This window comes from Flavobacterium sp. RSSB_23, from assembly GCF_051547145.1.
In the GTDB taxonomy this organism is placed as follows: Bacteria; Bacteroidota; Bacteroidia; order Flavobacteriales; family Flavobacteriaceae; genus Flavobacterium.
The window spans coordinates 6,895-28,395 of the sequence record NZ_JBPTTO010000002.1 but is presented as its reverse complement, the minus strand read 5'-3'; the positions used below and the strand labels follow the sequence as shown (position 1 = coordinate 28,395).

The 21,501-nt window shown below is 38.8% G+C and carries 1 protein-coding gene; it reads left to right on the top strand.

The genetic code is table 11. The features are described 5' to 3' along the window. Positions 1-125: 125 nt before the first annotated feature. Positions 126-21,485: a T9SS type B sorting domain-containing protein gene (locus tag ACSVH9_RS03620; RefSeq protein ID WP_438062529.1), complete on the top strand. Its 21,360-nt coding sequence runs from the start codon at positions 126-128 to the stop codon at positions 21,483-21,485. Positions 21,486-21,501: the final 16 nt, after the last annotated feature.

Sequence of the window (21,501 nt, the reverse complement as noted above, 5' to 3'; positions counted from 1 at the left end):
AAAACTTGAAAGTATAACGATTATAAAATATATATTGGATCAAAATTATAAATAGGACTTTCTTTCACTCCATTTCTTTCTCCCCAAAGGAAATGGAGTAAAGAGGTAAATACAATGCCAAAACCATGAAAAAACCTACTATTTTAAGAATGCCACATTTGAATCTCCTAACACTATTTTCTAAAAGGGTGTGTACGTCCTTCAAGACTATTTTTGTTGCCATGCCTTTTGAGGCAACTAATAAAAAAAGATTCCTATCCAATGCTCTAGCTATGGTAGGGATTTTGCTTTTTATGACACAAGCGTCTTATGGACAAAATTTGAAACCTTTCAATATTAGATTTGACAGAAATGTAAAGGGTGATCAATTATTAATAGGAAATAATATTCTGAGTCAGGATAATACTAATTTCAATGATAAAGATTCTTACAATTCTGATATTGATATGAAATATGTGGATATTGATGGTGATGCTAGTACTTTTAGTTCCAGTAGTGCTGTACTGACCGTTCCAAATTCAAATGCTCCTGCTGCAGCATGTTATAAAATTGCATATGCCGCATTGTATTGGTCAGCAATTATTAAAAATGGGGATAATTCGGTTGATAGGACTAAATTTACTTCAATCAAGTTTAAAACACCTGTAGGAGGTTATAATGATATTACTGGGGAATTAATTTATGACGCTATAAATCAGCCTAATGGTATTGGTTCAGATAGAAACAGACCTTATGCTTGTTATGCAGATGTTACTTCTTTATTACAGCATTTGGCCAATGCCAACGGAACATATACTGTAGCGAACGTCCTTTCTAGTACGGGGTATAATTCAAATACGGGTTTATCTGCGGGTTGGTCTTTGTATATCGTTTATGAAGATCCTAAATTACCTGCACGTTCAATTACTTCGTATGATGGTTTTAGTGGGATTGGTGGTGCAACTACTTTGGATATAAATGTTACAGGTTTCAGAACCATTCCTTCAGGCCCTGTTAATGCAAGTTTTGCTTTTGCTGCGTTGGAAGGAGATAAACCAATTCCTGGAGATTATTTGCAAATTAATGGTATTACGCAAAGCGCCGAGACAGCAACAGGAACTACTTTGCGAGCAACTAATAATTTTTTTAATAGTTCGGTTACTTACATTAATCCAGTTACAAAAGCGACAGCCAATTTTACAACACCCAACCGTATTCCTTCTAGTAGCAATACGTTGGGCTATGATGCTGGTATTATTACTTTAAAAAATGACAACAATTCTGCCATAGGTAACAATGCCACTACTGCAAAGATAACTTTAGGAAGTACCCAAGATGTTTACTTTTATTATTTTAACGCTATTGCTGTTGAGATTATTGAACCTAAAATCATCTTGACTAAAAAGGTTTTCGATGATAATGGCCTGCCAGCAGAAAACAAAGCTGTGGGTTTAGGAGCTATTTTGAAATATGAACTTCAATTTCAAAATGTTGGTAATGATAATGCCACAAACTTTACCATTAGCGATGTATTACCTGCTAATACTATCTTTAATTATCCATCTGATATTGAGCAAGTACCAACAGGTGTTACTCATTCTTACAACGCTGCAACTCGAACCATTACGTTTACCGTGCCTAATAATTTAGTCCTAAAGAACGGAAATCTTAGTGCTCCTATTCGTTTTAAAGTACAAGTGGTGCCCACTTGTGCTAACTTAACTGAGCCTTGTAATAATATTATAAAGAACACCGCTAAATCTAAATACACAGGAGAAATTAACACCAACGGTGGATTAGGATTTGGTGAAGATAGTTTTTCGTCCTATTCAGCCTGTGACATTAGTGTGCCCGAATCGACTAACTTTTTAGTAGGGGTAGATGATTGTAAAGATAGAAAAGCAGTATTGTGTGGTGATCCTTTGACCATATCGGCAAGTGGGGGTTATGCCTCTTATTCTTGGTCTACCAGTCCTACAGGGGTTCCAGTGATAGGAACTACTCAAGCGATTACTGTTACACAACCCGGAACCTATTACGTAAAAAATACAGCAACTCCTCCTTGTGTTGATTTAGAGGAAGTGATTACTGTATCGGGTTATGATGCAAAATTTAATCCATTAATTAAATATGCCGATAACGTAGATGCAGTTACTGGCTTAATTCCAGTATGTCCAAATGACGGCTCAGTATTACCTAAGATTTTTTTATGTACAGAGGATGATAAAGTAGACATTGATTTATCTGATTTGGGTGCTACCAATATTACTTGGGAAACCACTACTTGTGTGGCTGATCCTAATTTATCCGATTTATGTGCCAATGAAAGTACAACTTGTACCTGGACACAAGCAGGTCCTCCTGGTGCTACTTTCGTAGCTAACACTGCAGGGCAATACCGTGTCTCAATGTCTTTTGGGGGTTGCTTTAGTCGTTTTTATTTTAATGTATACAAGAATGGTTTAAAACCTACAGTTTCTAAGAAAGACATTATTTGCGGGAATAATGGAAGTATTACCATTGGTGGTATTAGTGGTTCTGGATACGAATATAGCCTTTCTGAAAATTCAGGCTATACATCCAATAATACTTTTAGTATTGCAACTGCTGGTACTTATACGGTTTACATTAGGCAAGTAGGTGTGGCTACCAACCCTTGCCCTTTTAAAGTAGAGGGTATCTCGATTTATAAAATCGATTTTGATCCTATTGCGCCTACCGTAACACAACCATTGTGTCATGATTCAAAAGGAAGTATTAAAGTATATGGTACTGCTTATAACGGAGCACAATATACTTATGAACTATTCAAAGGAGGAGTTTCTATTGAAAAGGTAATTAATAGTACGGATTCAGAAAACGAATTTAAAGGTAAAGATGCGGGAGTGTATACGTATACGGTAACAACACAAGACGGTTGTACATACACTGGAAGTGCTGAAATTATTGCCCCAGCTGCTTTGACAGCGATAGCTTCTATTAGCAAACCTTTAACTTGTATGAATGGTGAAATTACTGTTACGCCAACTAACGGTACTGCACCATATTACTATTATGTAAATGGATCAGCAACTTCACAAACGGATCCAAAAATTGTGATTACAACTGCAGGAACTTATTCAATTTTGGTAAGGGATAAAAACAACTGCTCATACACTATACCAGATATCACCATCAACGCCAACCCTAAACCAGTTTTTACCGTTGCTAAAACAGATGTGTTATGCTACGGAGCTAAATCTGGAGTAATTACTTTTAACGTGACCAATGCCAATGGCTATACTTTGGCGTATAGTATTGACAATGGTTTGAACTATGTAGCCAACGGCACTTTTTCTAGCCTTGCTCCAGGTACCTATACACCAATTGTAAAATACACCTTAAGTGGTGTAGACTGTTTTGAAACACAACCAGATATTGTCATTACAGAACCTACAGCTGCATTAACCGCTTCTGCTGGGGTGTCAGAATTGGCGGGATGTGGTCCTGCACGTGAAGGAAAAGTACGTATTACGAACCCTCAGGGCGGTGTAGCACCTTATGAATACAGTTTCGATAATCAAGCTACTTGGACAACAGTTAATGATGCTTATAAAGCACCTGGAACGTATACTTTATATGTTAGAGATGCTAATAAGTGTATTTTCAGTGCTTCGGTAATCGTGGATCCTGAACCAGCTGAGCCTGTAATCAATGTTACCCCACAAATTGATTTTAATTGTGATGGAACAGCCACCAGTACAGTTACAGTTGCTAATCCTCCTAATGCGTCATATACTTATGACTACTATTTAGATGGTGTTAAAAATACCAATGTTCCAAGTAATGTGTTTGTTAATGTTCCTTCAGGTTCTCATTCTATCAAGGTAGAATACAAATTGAATACGGTACCTACCTTTAGTAATTTATTATTTGAAAATTTTGGATATGGAGCGGATGTTGAGTCTCCTGGAATTAATACTACTTTTTATTGTTTTGAAAGACAAGTAGTAGCCACACAATGTGGAACTACTATTCAAATCAATGATGGAGAATATTCGGTAACGTCTAGAATAGTGCAGCCTTTTGGACCTTGGGTGCAACCTGGAGATCATACGCCCCAAACTGTCCCTCCAACACCCAAAGGAAGATGTTTAGTGGTGAACTTAGGAGACAAAATTGCTACAACAGATGTGATTTATAAAAAAGTAATTAAGGATATCATCCCCAATCAACCGATTAATTTTGAGTTGTTTGTAAAGAATTTACTAAACAAAACCAACAAGCAAGTCGATTGTAATTTGGCAGTAGCACTAGTGGATGCGACTGGAAAGGAAATCTCTACGTTTACTACAGGTGATGTCCCTAAATCAGAATTATGGGAAAAATACCCAAAAACGCCTGTTACTTTAGATCCTAAAGGAAATACCACGCTAACCTTTATTATTCGTTCCAACAAAAGTGATAGAAATGGTAACGATGTAGCTATTGATGACATCAGTGTTTACCAACTTCCAAAAACCTGTATTTCTTCAAAAAGTTTTCCTTTTTCTATTGATCCGGGTAAAGCCTTTACAGCTCAAATTACAGGACAGAAAAATGTTACTTGTAATGGTTTGACCAATGGGGAATTTACCATTACAGCAAGTAATTTTGACACTACAAAAGGATACCAATATTCTACTAACAATGGTGCTACTTGGAGTGCAGCTTTATTTACTTCTCCTGTAACTGTTTCTAATTTGGCTGGTAACTTGTACAAAGTGATTGTACGTCCAGTTGGTTCTGCAATTGCGGCTTGTGCTAAACCATTTGATGTTACTATTACTGTTCCAACAGCTGTAACATTAAGTGCTTCGGTTACTAAACAGGTTACATGTTCCTCTGGAGCTACTATTACAGCGATAGGTGGTGGAGGAACTCCTACATATCAATATGAATTGCGTCAGTCTAACGGTACAACTGTTGTTACGGCATTCGTAAACAATGGAGGAGTATTTACTGATGTTCCTGCTGGAAGTTATACTGTTTTTGTTCGTGATGCTAACTTATGTGTTATTCCAACAGGTGTTCCCGTAACAGTAAGTGCAGTACCTACCTTAACTGCTGCTTTAGCAACAACTACAGATTATTGCTACACTACTGCCAACCCCGCTACTTTAGATGTAACGGTTAGTGGCGGAGTAGGACCATTTACTTATAAATTAAATAGTAATGCAGCAATAAGCTCAGCGGCAACGACCTATTCATTTGCCAATGTAGCGCCAGGCACTCACACTATAGTAGTAACCGATAGCAACAATTGTACGGCTACTATTTCTAGTATTGTAATTGCGCAACAATTAGGATTAACCGTTAGTTTACTTAATGATTTAACTTGTTTGGCAGATGCATCTATTGGTAATCCTGTAATTACAGGAGGCAATGGTGCGCCATATACTTATACCGTATCACAAAACGGAGGAACCCCAGTGGCAGTCAGTGCTTTCCCTTACTCGGCTACTGCTGCGGGTACCTACGTATTTACAGTTACCGATAGCAAAGGTTGTCCAGCTGCTAGTAATACCATTACAGTAACAGCAAAAACTACCCCAACGATTACCACAAACAAAACGGATATTACATGTAATAATGCTAATGACGGTACAATAACTGTAACTGCATCGGGTGGTTTTACTAGTGCATACACCTATGCAATTAAACTAAGTTCAGCGGCAACGTATACCACACAAACTACTAATGTATTTACTGGTTTGGTTGCAGGCACTTATAATGTAAAAGTAATCGATAGCAAAGGTTGTGAATCGGCAGTAAGTGATGTGATAATTGCGAATCCATCAATAGTTACTGCTAGCATTGCTGCTACAGATATAGGTTGTAGTCCAACAGGAACAGTGCCGGCTGTGGTAACAGTAACTGCCTCTGGTGGTACAGGAACCTTACAATATAGTTTTAATGGAACTTCAAATTTCACTACCTCTAATACATACAGTACTTCTTCAGCTGTAGCGGTTACGGCTTATGTAAAAGACGCCAATAACTGTCAGATAGGACCATTGACCATAACAATTGCAGCTCCAGAACAATTTACTGCAATAAATATTACTGATTTTGGATGGGATTGTAGAACGTCTCCTGCTGGTGGACATGTGAATATTGCGGCGACAGGGGTTTCTTCGCCTAAACGTTACAGTATTATTTCTGGACCTGTTGGTTATGATCCTGCAGAAAATTCAGATGGAGAATTTAAAGCCTTAGCTCCTGGAGCCTATGTGTTCCAAGTGAGAGATACTAAAACGAATTGTACACTAACAAGAAGTTACACCGTTAAAGGTACCCCAGATATTGTGGCTGGAGGAAGTATTACTACTCCAATTCAGTGTTTTGGAAATCTAGGAGCCATCCAATTTACAGTAAGTGGTTTAAACGGTCATCGCTATGATTATGTAGTGACCAATACTGCAGGTACTACTGTGGATAGTAAAAACAATCAATCAGCACCTACTATTGATTTAACTAATTTACCAGCGAGTGAATACACTATTGTAGTAAAAGATCGTACTACCGAATGTACGGCTACTTACAAAATCAATTTAACGCAACCTTCAGCTGCTTTAGCAATTAGTACAGCTGTAGCGACTAACGTAAATTGCAACAATGATAACTCACAAATTACTGTTACGGCAACAGGAGGAACAACTAATTATACTTACGCTTACGCTATTAATCCATCTACCGTTGCGACATCTGCTTATGTAAGCAGTAATGTATTGACTGTTGATACGAATAACGGAACAGTATTAACTTGGGATGTTTATGTAAAAGATGCTAACGGATGTATAACTAAGTCAACTGTTACGGTAATTAGTGATGCTTTACCAGCAATTACAGTTGCTGTTGATAATCAATGTTCAGCTTCTGGAAGTACGTTTACTATTACGGCAACTCCATCGGCTACAAGTCTTACACCATTAACTTACGGTATTGGTGGCCCAACAGGAGCGTTCCAAACGAGTCCAACATTTACTGTTGCTGCAGGAACGTATACTGTTTATATAAAAGATAAAAATGGATGTGTGGTGGCAGCACCAGCGCCAATAGTGGTTTACCCACAATTAACAGCTAATGCAGCTGTGACTAAAACATTGGATTGTTCAACTAGTCCTGATGCTGTGATTACCACAACAATTACAGGCGGAAGAGCACCTTTCACTTATACGGTTCAAAAAGGTACTGGTACTGCAGTTTCTGGTGGTCCAGCAAGTGCTTCTTTAACATTTACTACAAGTGTGACTAATGCTGATGCAGATACTTATACTTTTGTAATTACAGATGCGAATGGTTGTCAAACGACCACTTCAACTACAGTTAGTGCTATTACGAATCCAACAGTTGCTGCTACACCAACTATGGTTAGCTGTAATGGTGGAACTAACGGTTCTGTTATTTTAGCAGGTTCAGGAGGTTCAGGAGGTTATACCTATAGTAATGACAATGTTACTTTTGTAGCTAGTGGATTATTCTCAGGTTTAGCTGCTTCAGCGACACCTTATACTTTTTATGTAAAAGATAGTAAAGGTTGTACAGGTACTGTTAATGTTACTATTACCGAGCCAACTGCTTTAGTGGTTTCTGCTTCTGCTACTACATTTAGTTGTGATGCAACGAATGTAAAACAATCAGCAGTTGTGACTATAGATGTACCAACTACAGGTACAGCTCCTTATGAATACAGTTTTAACGGAGGCACTTACAGTAGTGTAAGAACGTTAACTGTAAATGACAACGGAACTGATCAAACCATCAATTACTCTGTTAGAGACGCTAAAGGTTGTATTACACCAGGAACAGCTATTATTCTAAATAGATTGAACCCACCAACAGATTTAGCTTTTGCTAATGCTGCGGTGACATGTACAGCGCCTACTACTTCTGTGACATTAACAGCAACTAATGGAGTAGGAACGTTACAATATGAAACTATTGCGCCATCGGTTGTTATTTTACCTAAGCAAACTTCTAATGTGTTTGCAGGTTTAGCTTCTGGTAGCTATACGTTTAGAGTAACGGATGCCAATGGATGTTATTACACAGAATCCTATACTATTACTCCTGTTACCCCAATTGCTATTGCAGGTAATGTTACTTCAAATGTAGATTGTAAAGGGAATTCAACGGGTGATGCTACATTTACGGTTTCTGGTAATGCTACCGTAGGTGCTTATACTTATGTTTTAACAGCAGGTACATTAGGAACAGGTAGCTTAACACAATTAGGAAATACCTTGACTTTGACCGATGTATTGGCAGGAATCTACACTATAGAAGTTACTGATACGGCAACAGGTTGTACCGATGATTTTACGGTTACCATTGCAGAACCAACAGACAATTTAACGATTACAAGTGCTCTACCTACTAACGTAAATTGCAACAACGATAACTCACAAATTACAGTTACGGCAACAGGAGGAACAACTAATTATACTTACGCTTACGCTATTAATCCATCTACCGTTGCGACATCTGCTTATGTAAGCAGTAATGTATTGACTGTTGATACGAATAACGGAACAGTATTAACTTGGGATGTTTATGTAAAAGATGCTAACGGATGTATAACTAAGTCAACTGTTACGGTAATTAGTGATGCTTTACCAGCAATTACAGTTGCTGTTGATAATCAATGTTCAGCTTCTGGAAGTACGTTTACTATTACGGCAACTCCATCGGCTACAAGTCTTACACCATTAACTTACGGTATTGGTGGCCCAACAGGAGCGTTCCAAACGAGTCCAACATTTACTGTTGCTGCAGGAACGTATACTGTTTATATAAAAGATAAAAATGGATGTGTGGTGGCAGCACCAGCGCCAATAGTGGTTTACCCACAATTAACAGCTAATGCAGCTGTGACTAAAACATTGGATTGTTCAACTAGTCCTGATGCTGTGATTACCACAACAATTACAGGCGGAAGAGCACCTTTCACTTATACGGTTCAAAAAGGTACTGGTACTGCAGTTTCTGGTGGTCCAGCAAGTGCTTCTTTAACATTTACTACAAGTGTGACTAATGCTGATGCAGATACTTATACTTTTGTAATTACAGATGCGAATGGTTGTCAAACGACCACTTCAACTACAGTTAGTGCTATTACGAATCCAACAGTTGCTGCTACACCAACTATGGTTAGCTGTAATGGTGGAACTAACGGTTCTGTTATTTTAGCAGGTTCAGGAGGTTCAGGAGGTTATACCTATAGTAATGACAATGTTACTTTTGTAGCTAGTGGATTATTCTCAGGTTTAGCTGCTTCAGCGACACCTTATACTTTTTATGTAAAAGATAGTAAAGGTTGTACAGGTACTGTTAATGTTACTATTACCGAGCCAACTGCTTTAGTGGTTTCTGCTTCTGCTACTACATTTAGTTGTGATGCAACGAATGTAAAACAATCAGCAGTTGTGACTATAGATGTACCAACTACAGGTACAGCTCCTTATGAATACAGTTTTAACGGAGGCACTTACAGTAGTGTAAGAACGTTAAGTGTAAATGACAACGGAACTGATCAAACCATCAATTACTCTGTTAGAGACGCTAAAGGTTGTATTACACCGGGAACAGCTATTATTCTAAATAGATTAAACCCACCAACGATTGCTACGATTACTAATTCGCCAATTTATTGTGCGCCTGTTTCAAGTACGACTAGTACAGTTACGGTGCCAGTAACTGCTGGTACAGGAGTAGCACCATTGGCCTATACAATTGTTTCAGGACCAGTAATAAATACTACTGGAGCTACAACTGGTAGCTTCTCAGGATTGACTGCTGGTACTTATGTTTTCAGAGTAACGGATGCGAATGGTTGTTATGCGACCAAATCACATACCGTACCTGCACTTACATCAATTGCAGTTACCGCTACCAAATTGACCGATGTAGATTGTTTTGGAAATACCACTGGGTCGATTCGTTATAATGTGAGTGGTTTCTCAGGAACTTATAGCTATACCATCAATGGTGGTACAGCTGTAACAGGACAAACAGCTACTACTTTTACATTACCTAATTTGGGTGCGAATACTTATGATGTTGAATTTACAGATGCCACAACAGGTTGTATAGCACCTACTTCTGTAATTATTTCACAACCAACAGCGGCATTAGGCGTAACTATAGTATCGAATAAAAATGCCAATTGTAATGTAGCCACTGCAAGAGTAGAAATACTAGCTGCAGGAGGAACACCAAATTATAGATACTCTTTTGTTACTTCGGCAACAACTCCAGGAACTTATGGAAATAGCCCTATTGCTAACCTTGACCCTTTAGTTAGTACTACTTGGTATGCACATGTTATTGATGCCAAAGGATGTACTTTTATTTTACCAATTACAATTGCTGCTGACCCAATACCAACGGTTACTGCATCTGGTTCAGGTTGTTTAGGAACTGTAGGTGGTTATACCATTACTGCAACGAATACTACACCTTTAACAGGAATTGTAGCGCCTATTACCTACAGTTTAAATGGAGGTGCTTTTCAAATAGGGAATACCTTTGCCATTACGGCATCAGGAGATTACACGGTTCGAATGAAAGATGGAAACGGTTGTATTGTTACGGCAGCTATTATAACAGTTGTCCCACAATTGACCTTAACGGCGGTGCTGAATAAAGATATTACCTGTGTTGTAGGTGATGAACCTGCCAGAATTACTGTAACTCCAACTGGTGGCTCAGGTAGTTTTACTTATACTGCTTCACCAAATACAGGAACTTTTGCTGGTGCAGTATTTACAACAAGCACGGCGGGTACTTATACCTTTACGGTAACGGATACTACTACGGGTTGTACTTATACAACTACAACGGCTATTGAAGTAACAACCCCTGTTAATCCAGTAATTGATGATGTTGCACTTCCAGGAAATGATGGTGTTTCACAAACAGCATCTATCAATTGTAATGGTGATGATACAGCAGCTATTGCAATCGCTATTGATAATACGAAAGGACAATCTCCATTTGTGTTTAATGTATTCAATACTACTACAGGAATCAATTACGGCACACAAACTTCAGGTTTGTCAGCAGGAGATTATCTTGTAACAGTAACAGATGCTAAAGGTTGTACTGATACAGAAACTATTACTATTACTGAGCCTACACCCATAGTTGTTTTGCATACTACAGTACCAATTACTTGTAATGGTGCAGGTATTTCGAAAGGGTCTGTAATTGTTCAAAGTGTTACTGGAGGAGTTGGACCATACAATTATTTTGTTACGGGTGTTAATGGATATAATAATTCAGAATTAAATAATTTAGGAACAACTTCTGTTGCTTTCAATGTTGTAGATTTTGGAATCTACCAAATTAATGTAGTTGACTTTAATGGTTGTTCAGTTTTAATTCAAAATGTCAAAGTAGCATCTCCACCAGATGATTTAGATATAAGTGTGATTCCACCTCCTGCAGATTGTTCAGCTCCTGGTTCAGCTGTTGTTGCTGTTGGTTCTTCTCCAACAAGTACAATAGGCGCAGGACCATTTTACTTTAGTATTTATACTGGTACAGCACCTGTTTATCCTGCTGGGACTTGGTTACCTGAAGATGCCCCAGGTAGTAAGCAGACTACATTTGCTAATCTTATTCCTGGTGTAACTTATACTTTTGTTGTATTTGACGCCGATGTTGCCAATGGTGGTACAGGTACAGGATGTTATTATTATGAAACATCTACAATTCCGATACCAACAAATTCTACTATTACTGTAAATCCTTTAACTCCTAATAATATTACTTGTAGAGGAGCAGCAGACGGTAATGTGACATTTACTATGAATCATACTTATAGTGTCGCTACTCCAGTTACGTATCAAATTTATAATTCACAATCAGTAACTCCTGTTGGCGCTGCTGTTGCTGCTGTTATTCCAGCAACGGGTTCATTAGTAGTCAATAATTTTGGAACTTTGCCTTTCGGTAGTTATTTTGTTTTGGTAACTGAGACAGGTGTTGCAACACACTCTGGATGTAGTATCAGTTCTGCAAGATTTGACATTACAGAATCTGCAATTGATTTGTCTTTAACTGCACAAAAAATCAAAAAAGTCAATTGTAATGAAGATGGTATTATTGCTGCTTTCGCTAGCAACGGAACAGGACCTTATACGTACCAATATTTATTAGCTACTGACCCAGCTCCAACGGCTGGTGCAGCGGGTTGGATTTCTGCAACAACATTTGCGACTAGTACTACAGGTAATTATGTGGTCTATGTTAAAGATGCTTATGGATGTATTAAAACTGCTCCGGTAACTTTAGATGCTGATGCAGCACCAACAGTTACTCCACCAATAGCACCAATTTGTTATGACGGTACAGCATTTACGATAACATTTTCAGGTACAGTAGATTCTGCTATAGCAGGCTTGCCAACTTATAGTGTAAACGGAAGTGCTTTCCAAAATTCACCAAGTTTTACCTTCAATGCAGCGGGAACTTATAATTTAGTAATTAAAGACGGTAATAATTGTACGGCTAATGTGGATTATGTTGTACATCCAAAACTAGAATTATCTGCTGCAGTGACCAAGGCATTAGATTGTACAGCCACTCCAAATGCAACAATTACTTTAACAACTACTGGTGGAAATACAACTCCAGTTACTAATTATACTTATGAAGTTAGTTTCAATGGAGGAAGCTTTGGAGCTACTACGAATCCTTACTCAGCTACTTCAGCAGGAACTTATGACTTTAGAGTAACCGATGCCAACAATGCTACTCTTTGTCAAACGACTACTAGTATAGTGCTGGATCCAATCCCAACTACTGTATTTACTACAACAGAAACTAACGTAAGTTGTAATGGTGGTTCTGATGGAACTATTACCGTGAATGTAACTGCTGGTGAAGGACCTTATGAGTACCAATTAGACGCTGGTGTTTTCCAAACGTCTAATCAGTTTACTGGTTTAGCTGCAGGAACTACTTATGTGGTTACGGTACGTAATGCGAAACAATGTACTTTGGCTTCAAGTCCAATTACTATAGCAGAGCCTTCCGCTTTGTCTGCTGGTTCATTGTTGACAACTCCATTAAGTTGTGGAGTAGGTAATGTAGCTCAAACAGCTACAGTAACTGTAAATGGAATTGGAGGAACAGCTCCTTATGAGTATAGTTTTGATAATGGTACAAGTTATTCTACTACCAATACCTATCAATCTAATGTGGGCATCACTTTTGATGTTTTAGTAAAAGATGCGAAAGGATGCGTTTATACTTTGAGTAATGGTGTAAATATTCCAGCTTTGGTACCACCAACAAATATGGACATTAATGGTACGCTAATATATTGTTTACCAGTTGCTAGTCAAACAAGTACAGTAACTATTAGCAATGTTCAAAATGGAGTAGGAACATTTACCTACCAAATTATTTCGCCTATAGCAGCAATTATTAATAATGGTACTAATGCTGTTTTCACGGGATTAACGCCTGATACTTATGTATTCCAAGTAACCGATGCCAATGGTTGTACGTACCAAGAGTCGTATACTGTAGCTCCAGTTACGAATATAGCTTTGGCTTTAACAGGGGTAAGCGATGTAACTTGTAATGAAACGCCTGCACTTAATAATGGTTCGGCTACTTTCAAAGTAACAGATTTCACAAGTTATACAGCTGTTTTAACAACAGGAACAGGAACACCTGTCATTGCAGGTGATATAGTAACCTTGACTGGTTTAGCACCTGATACGTATACCTTACAAGTTACAGATGTTACAACAGGATGTACAGCAGATGTTTCTTTTGCTATTGCTCAGCCAACAGTTTTAGGATTAACAGTTGTAAGCAACGTGAATGCGAATTGTAATTCAGGAGCATTAGTTACTGTTCAAGGAACTGGAGGAACACCAAGTTATACTTATGCTTTTGTAGCCGATGGTGTTACGCCAATCGCTACAGATTATACAGCAAGTAACAATGCCACATTGGCCGTTACTTTACCAAGTCCAAATAATTATGATGTTTGGGTAAAAGATGCTAACGATTGTACCTTCAAATTAGATGTTGCTGTTGCATTCGATGCTACACCAACAATGGTAGCTCCAGCAGCTCAGTGTTTCGTAGGTACACCAATTAGTATTGATTTATCGACACTAGCAACAGTTCCTATGGGACCTGCTCAATTCTATACTGTAAATGGTTCGAATCAAGTAAGTTCAAGCTTCACGATTACAGCTCCTGGGGATTATACATTTAGTGTAACCGATGCCAATGGTTGTATTTCGAATGTGGTTACTTATACTGTTCAACCACAATTACTAGCCAATGCGGTATTGACCAAAGATTTGTATTGTGATGTTCCAGTAAATGCTACTATAGACGTAACTATTACTGGCGGTGTTGCCCCATACAGCTACCAAATGTTATTAAATGGAGCGCCATCAGGAGTTGCAACTCCAGTTGTTGGTTCAACATTTACAGCTTCTGTTCCAGCAGCTGGACTATACAGTTTTGTAATTACAGATAGTAATGCTGTAGTTTGTAGTGTAACAACGAATGTTGTTGAAGTAACTACTCCAGCTATACCAACGTTTACAGAAGTTCATACTAATGTAACTTGCGATGCAGGTTCAGATGGAACCATAACAGTTACTCCAGCCAACGGCGTAGCACCATACACTTTTGTACTTTCGGGTGCAGGAGCCAATACAACAGGTGATGCAACGGGTATCTATACTGGATTACCAGCAGGATCATATACTGTTGTAGTAACAGATGCTAAAGGATGTACTTCTGTGGCAGCACCAGCTATTCCAATTACTGCACCAGCAGTAGTATCGGCTACGATTTCTGTAACTACAGGATTAACTTGTGGAGCAGGCAATGCCACACAAGCAGCAACAGTAACTGCTCAAGGTTTTGGAGGAAATGGTTCTTACCAATACAACTTCAACAACGAAGGATTTACGGCCAACAATATTTATGTAACGAATACAGCTGGACCGGTAGATGTGATTGTGAAAGATGGTAATGGTTGTTCATTTACAACAGCCGTAAGTACCACTGTTGCTCCTTTAAATCCACCAACGGATATGAATATTAGCGGTACTCCAATCTATTGTGTTCAACAAGGTTTAGGAGATGTAACAAGTACAGTAACTGTTACTACTACAAGTGGAGTAGGCGCATTGACTTATGCTATACTTTCTCCAGCAACAGCAACTGGAAATACTTCAGGAGCAACTAGTGGAATATTCACTTTATTAGCTCCAGATACGTATACTTTCCAAGTAACCGATGCCAATGGTTGTACGTACCAAGAGTCGTATACTGTAGCTCCAGTTACGAATATAGCTTTGGCTTTAACAGGGGTAAGCGATGTAACTTGTAATGAAACGCCTGCACTTAATAATGGTTCGGCTACTTTCAAAGTAACAGATTTCACAAGTTATACAGCTGTTTTAACAACAGGAACAGGAACACCTGTTATTGCAGGTGATATAGTAACCTTGACTGGTTTAGCACCTGATACGTATACCTTACAAGTTACAGATGTTACAACAGGATGTACAGCAGATGTTTCTTTTGCTATTGCTCAGCCAACAGTTTTAGGATTAACAGTTGTAAGCAACGTGAATGCGAATTGTAATTCAGGAGCATTAGTTACGGTTCAAGGAACTGGAGGAACACCAAGTTATACTTATGCTTTTGTAGCCGATGGTGTTACGCCAATCGCTACAGATTATACAGCAAGTAACAATGCCACATTGGCTGTTACTTTACCAAGTCCAAATAATTATGATGTTTGGGTAAAAGATGCTAACGATTGTACCTTCAAATTAGATGTTGCTGTTGCATTCGATGCTACACCAACAATGGTAGCTCCAGCAGCTCAGTGTTTCGTAGGTACACCAATTAGTATTGATTTATCGACACTAGCAACAGTTCCTATGGGACCTGCTCAATTCTATACTGTAAATGGTTCGAATCAAGTAAGTTCAAGCTTCACGATTACAGCTCCTGGGGATTATACATTTAGTGTAACCGATGCCAATGGTTGTCCTTCGAATGTGGTTACTTATACAGTGCTGCCTCAATTGACTTTACAAGCGAATCTAACGTTAGATTTAACTTGTCCAAATCCAGCGAGTGTTACTTTAGTGCCAGCAGGAGGAACGACTACTTATACTTTATTTGAAGTAGATAATGGAACGGGTTATGTAGCAACTACAAATCCTTTCACTACAACTATAGCAGGAACCTATAAATTTAGAGTGACAGATTCCCAAGGATGTCAAGCAGAATCTCAAGACGTTATTGTTACGCCAAATACAACTCCAACGGCAACTTTTACATTTACAGATGTAAGTTGTATTGGTGCTACAGATGGAACAATTACCTTGACGCCTTCAGGAGGAAATGAAGCCTATGAATACAGCCTAAACGGTGGAGCTTACCAAGCTTCGAATGTGTTTAGTGGTTTAGGTGTGAATACGTACACTATTTTGGTTAGAGACGCAAAACTTTGTGTTTCGGCACCTATTACGGTAAGTATTGGTCAACCTACGCCATTAACAGCAACTCATTTAGTTACTCCGTTTGGTTGTGATACAGCGAATGCACCACTAGATGCAATAGTTACCATTACACCAGCAGGAGGAACGCCAGGCTATAGCTATAGTTTTGACAACGGGGCTACGTACCAAGCTTCGCCTTCTTTCCCTGTAAATACGGCACAAACAATTGACTATGTAGTGAAAGATGCTAACGGTTGTACGGTTTCTGGTTCGGTGGATGTATTGCCATACACACCTCCAACAGATATGGATTTAACTGCTACACCAATTTATTGTAATACCCCAGGAACAGTGACAACTGTAACTGTAAATTCAGTAACGTCTGGTGTAGGTCCATTTACCTATGAGATTATTGCACCTGCTACTGCAGTAACGGCACCAAGTACACCAAGTGCTGCGCCATTTAGTTTTGCTAGTTTGGCACCAGATACTTATGTGATTAAGGTAACCGATGCAAATGGTTGTAGTACTACTAAAACGATAATAGTAGAAGAAGCTGATAAAATTGCAGCTACGTCTCAAGTTATCAATGAGGTGTATTGCAATAGCGATAGCACAGGAACAATAGAATTTACAGTTTCAAATTATATAGTTCCTGCTAATTATAACTTTAGCTTATCCCCTAATGCCGGAACAATGACTCAGGTGGGTGATGTGATTCGTTATACAGGTGTACCTGCAGGTCTTTATAACTTTACTGTAAACGACCTTACTTCAGGATGTCAAGCGATCGTTCCTGTAACGGTTAGCCAGCCAGCTGCTGCTCTAGATTTTACGGCTACTGCTACAAATAGTAATTGTAATAATGATGAGGCTACGATTACAGTAGTCGCTACAGGAGGTACAATAGATTATAAATATGCTGTAGTTATCACAGGAGCTTCGGCCCCAGCCCTAACTGCTTATGGCTTAAGTAACCAACTTACAGTGGATACGAACACTGGTGCGAATATGGTTTGGGATGTGTATGTAATGGATGCGAACGGTTGTATTACCTTCAAACCAGTTACTATTTTAATAGATGCGAATCCAACTATTGCTGCGGCAGTAGCTACTCAATGTCCAAGTGCTACAGGCACCTATGATATTACGGTGACAGCTTCTGGATTTAGCCCAGCTTTACAATACAGCGCTGATGGTACTACTTATCAAACAGGCAATGTCATCACGGTAAATGCACCAGGTACTTATACTATTACAGTAAAAGATGCTAACGGTTGTATTTCTGTTGGATTCCCTGTTTCAATTGTAGATCCGCTTATTCTAACACCAACGGTTAGCACACCAGTTACTTGTGCAGATGGTGACGGTGTAGTAACGGTAAGTACTATAGGTGGTTCAGGAAATTATGTCTATAACATTGATGGAGGCGCATTTGCTTCGGTAACTTCGTTCTCAAATGTTGCTTCAGGAAATCATATTATTGGTGTTCGTGATACGACAACATTATGTGAGGTATTTGCAACGGTGAATTTACAAGTTGCTACACCAGTTACAGGTTTTGCCTTAGCTAAAACAGAGGTAACTTGTAACGGAGGAACCGATGGAACGATTACAGCTTCAATGGATACTCCAACGGCAGGTGTGAATGATAATCCTGTGTATACGTATACTTTAACAGGAACTACAACTGTAGGTAATCTACCAGTAACAAGACCTTCTCAAGATGCTCCATTGTTCAGTGGTTTAGCGGCGGGGACTTACACTGTAGTAGTAACTTCAGAAAGAGGATGTACAGATACAGCCACTATAACTATATTTGAGCCAGGACTAATTACGGTTCCTGCTCCAACAGTTGCTCAATTTGGTTGTACTTCAGGAAATACTGCTGACCTAGCAACTATTACAGTTACAGGAGTTACAGGCGGTTCAGGTACGTACTTGAATTATGAATTCATCAAAGTAGGTACTCCAAATACTGTAGTTCAATTTGGTAACAGCAATGTATACACTGAAGCTGATCTTTTAGGTGGTTCATATATCGTAAATGTATATGATGATAAAGGCTGTATCGGAACGTCAACGGCTACAATTGACATTGCTCCTTATATCCAATTGGATCAAGTAAATGTAGTAGTAGACCAAGCGATTACTTGTACCAATTTAGAGAACATTACTATTTCGGCTACGACTATTGGTGGAACGGCTACGAATGTACAGTATACTTTGGTTGATGTTACTTATGACGATACAACAACTCCGCCAACGGCGATTAAAGGAAGTATTTATCCAGCAGTAACTAATGCGACAGGTATCTTTACTAACTTGCCAGTTGGTAACTACGAAATTACAGTTAGAAACTTAGATACTAATTGTGAAATCATCGGAGTACACTACGTGAATGATCCTGACACTTTTGACTTGACTATAGACAATGTTGTGGATGTGACTTGTTTCGGAGGAAACAACGGAAGTGCGAGAGTGACTTTAATTGATAGAGTTCCTACTCCAATAGACAATGCTGGACCATTCGATTATACAGTGTATGATATTGCGAATCCGTTAGCACCAGTTGTGGTGGTACCAACGACTAATAGTCCAACATTTGGACCAATTACACTTACTGGTTTAGGTGCGGGTACTTATATGATTACGGCTACTTTGACGAACACGCCAAACTGTACCGTAAGCAAAAACTTTACAATTACAGGTCCAAGTGAAATCTTAGCGATTTCAGAAACCCATACTGAAATTACTTGTGTAACAGGTAATAATGATGGTTCTATTTCGGCTACTGCTACTGGAGGATGGCCAGGTGGTTATGAATTCCAATTAGAAAATGGTGCTACTATAGTTTCACCTTGGTCTACTGTAAGTGACTTCAATGCTTTAACCGCTGGAAACTACACTGTAAAAGTCAGAGATTCTAAAGGATGTGAAGTATTCACAACAGTAGTATTGAATAACCCAACTCCAATAGTCTTTACAGCAACGCCAAGCACTACTTTGCTAGCTTGTATTAGAGATACTAATGCGAGTATCACAGTGAGTGTGCCAACAGGCGGTCAAGGGTCGAATTACTTGTATACTTTGAATACGACTTCGGCTACGCCAATGATTAGCTCAGGACCACAAAGTGGAAATGTGTTCAATAATTTAGGTGCAGGAACCTACACGGTAACGGTAACAGATGGATGGGGTTGTGGAACGACTTCGGCACCGATTGTAATCAATGAGCCAACAGAGGTTGTGGCAAGTTTAGTACAGGCTACTACACCAACATGTAACACTCAAGCGACTATAACACTTAGTGCTAATGGAGGTACAGGAGCGTATGAATACAGTACAACGGCTGCTGGAACTTGGGTTGCAATGACAGGAAATACTGTTACTATTTCAGTAGCCCCAGGTAACTATCGTTACTTTGTTCGTGATGTGAACGGTTGTATTGGTGTGATTTCTAATGATATTAAGGTAGAACCAATTCCAACTTTAGAAGTAACTTTAGATGTTCAAAATGCTAAAATCAATTGTAATGGAGATACCAATGGTGTGATTGTGGCTACAGCAATAGGAGGTTTAGGCAATTATGTGTATACTTTATTGGACGGTACAGGAAATCCAATTGTTCCAGCTCCAACACAGCTAACACCTGGTAATTTTACTCAGTTACCAGCTGGTACGTATCAAGTAAGAGTTAATAGTCAAGATTGTACTGTGACTTCTACTGGTGTGGTTACTATTACACAACCTTTATTGCCAGTTTCTGCTAGTACAGTAGTTACTCCAGTAACTTGTAACGGCGCTGCCAACGGTATCATTACCGTAACGGCTTCAGGTGGAACAGGGGTAATTAAGTATGCCATTTCTCCAAGATTGGATCAGTTCTTTGATACAGGAGTGTTTGATCAATTAGCACCAGATACTTATCAAATTATTGTACAAGATGAAAACGGTTGTTTCATTCTTTTATCTGAAACGATTACAGAGCCTCAACCAATTTTTGTAAATACCGTGGCAGGTTCAGAAGTACAAGAACTTTGTGCAGGTGATAACAATGCTGCCTTCGATGTAAACATCACTGGTGGTGTAGCGCCTTATAGTGTAGCTATTGATGATATCAATGGTACTTATGTAACAGGTGCTTTATCACAAACGGTATTCAATTTCAATGGTTTGTCAGGAGGAGAACATACAGTTTATATCAGAGATGTTAATGGTTGTACCGCAGAGTGGATTGTAACGCTAGATGAATCTGTTAACTTGGATCCAAAAGCTACTGTAACCTACGGTTGTGATAATAATTCACCAAGTAGTACAGTTACTGTAACAGTTGATGCTAGTATTACTAATCCAGCTGATGTAGATTATGCTCTTGACGGTTCAACAGTATTCCAAGCAAGCAATATTTTCAGTAATCTTGCACCAGGTTTCCATACCATTACTGCTAGACATACTAATGGTTGTGAGAAAACTACAATTCAGTTTGAAGTTATTGGATTTACGCCTTTGGCCTTAACATTATCAGATGGTGGATTGAATGAGATTGTGGCAACGGCTACTGGCGGTGCAGGTAATTATCAATACTCATTCGACGGTGGAAATACCTTTGGTACCAACAATAAATTGATTTACTATAGATCTGGTGACTACACTGTGATTGTTAGAGATGCTAATGGTTGTGAAGCTACAGCTACTCGTTACTTCGAATTCATTGATATCGAAATTCCGAATGTGTTTACACCAAACGGTGACGGTAATAATGATACTTGGACACCAACGAATACTATCAATTACAAAGACTTAACAATAAATATTTTTGACCGTTACGGTAGAAAAGTAGCCACGTTAAGAGAAGGCCAAGGTTGGGATGGTAAATACAACAGTCTCGAATTACCATCAGGTGATTATTGGTATGTATTGAAATTGAGAAATGTTCAAGATGATCGTGAATTTGTAGGTCACTTTACTTTAATGAGATAATGGAAATAACGATAGG

Coding starts and splice junctions, on each gene's coding strand:
- ACSVH9_RS03620 (WP_438062529.1), top strand. CDS start 126: ATGAAAAAACCTACTATTTTAAGAATGCCACATTTGAATCTCCTAACA.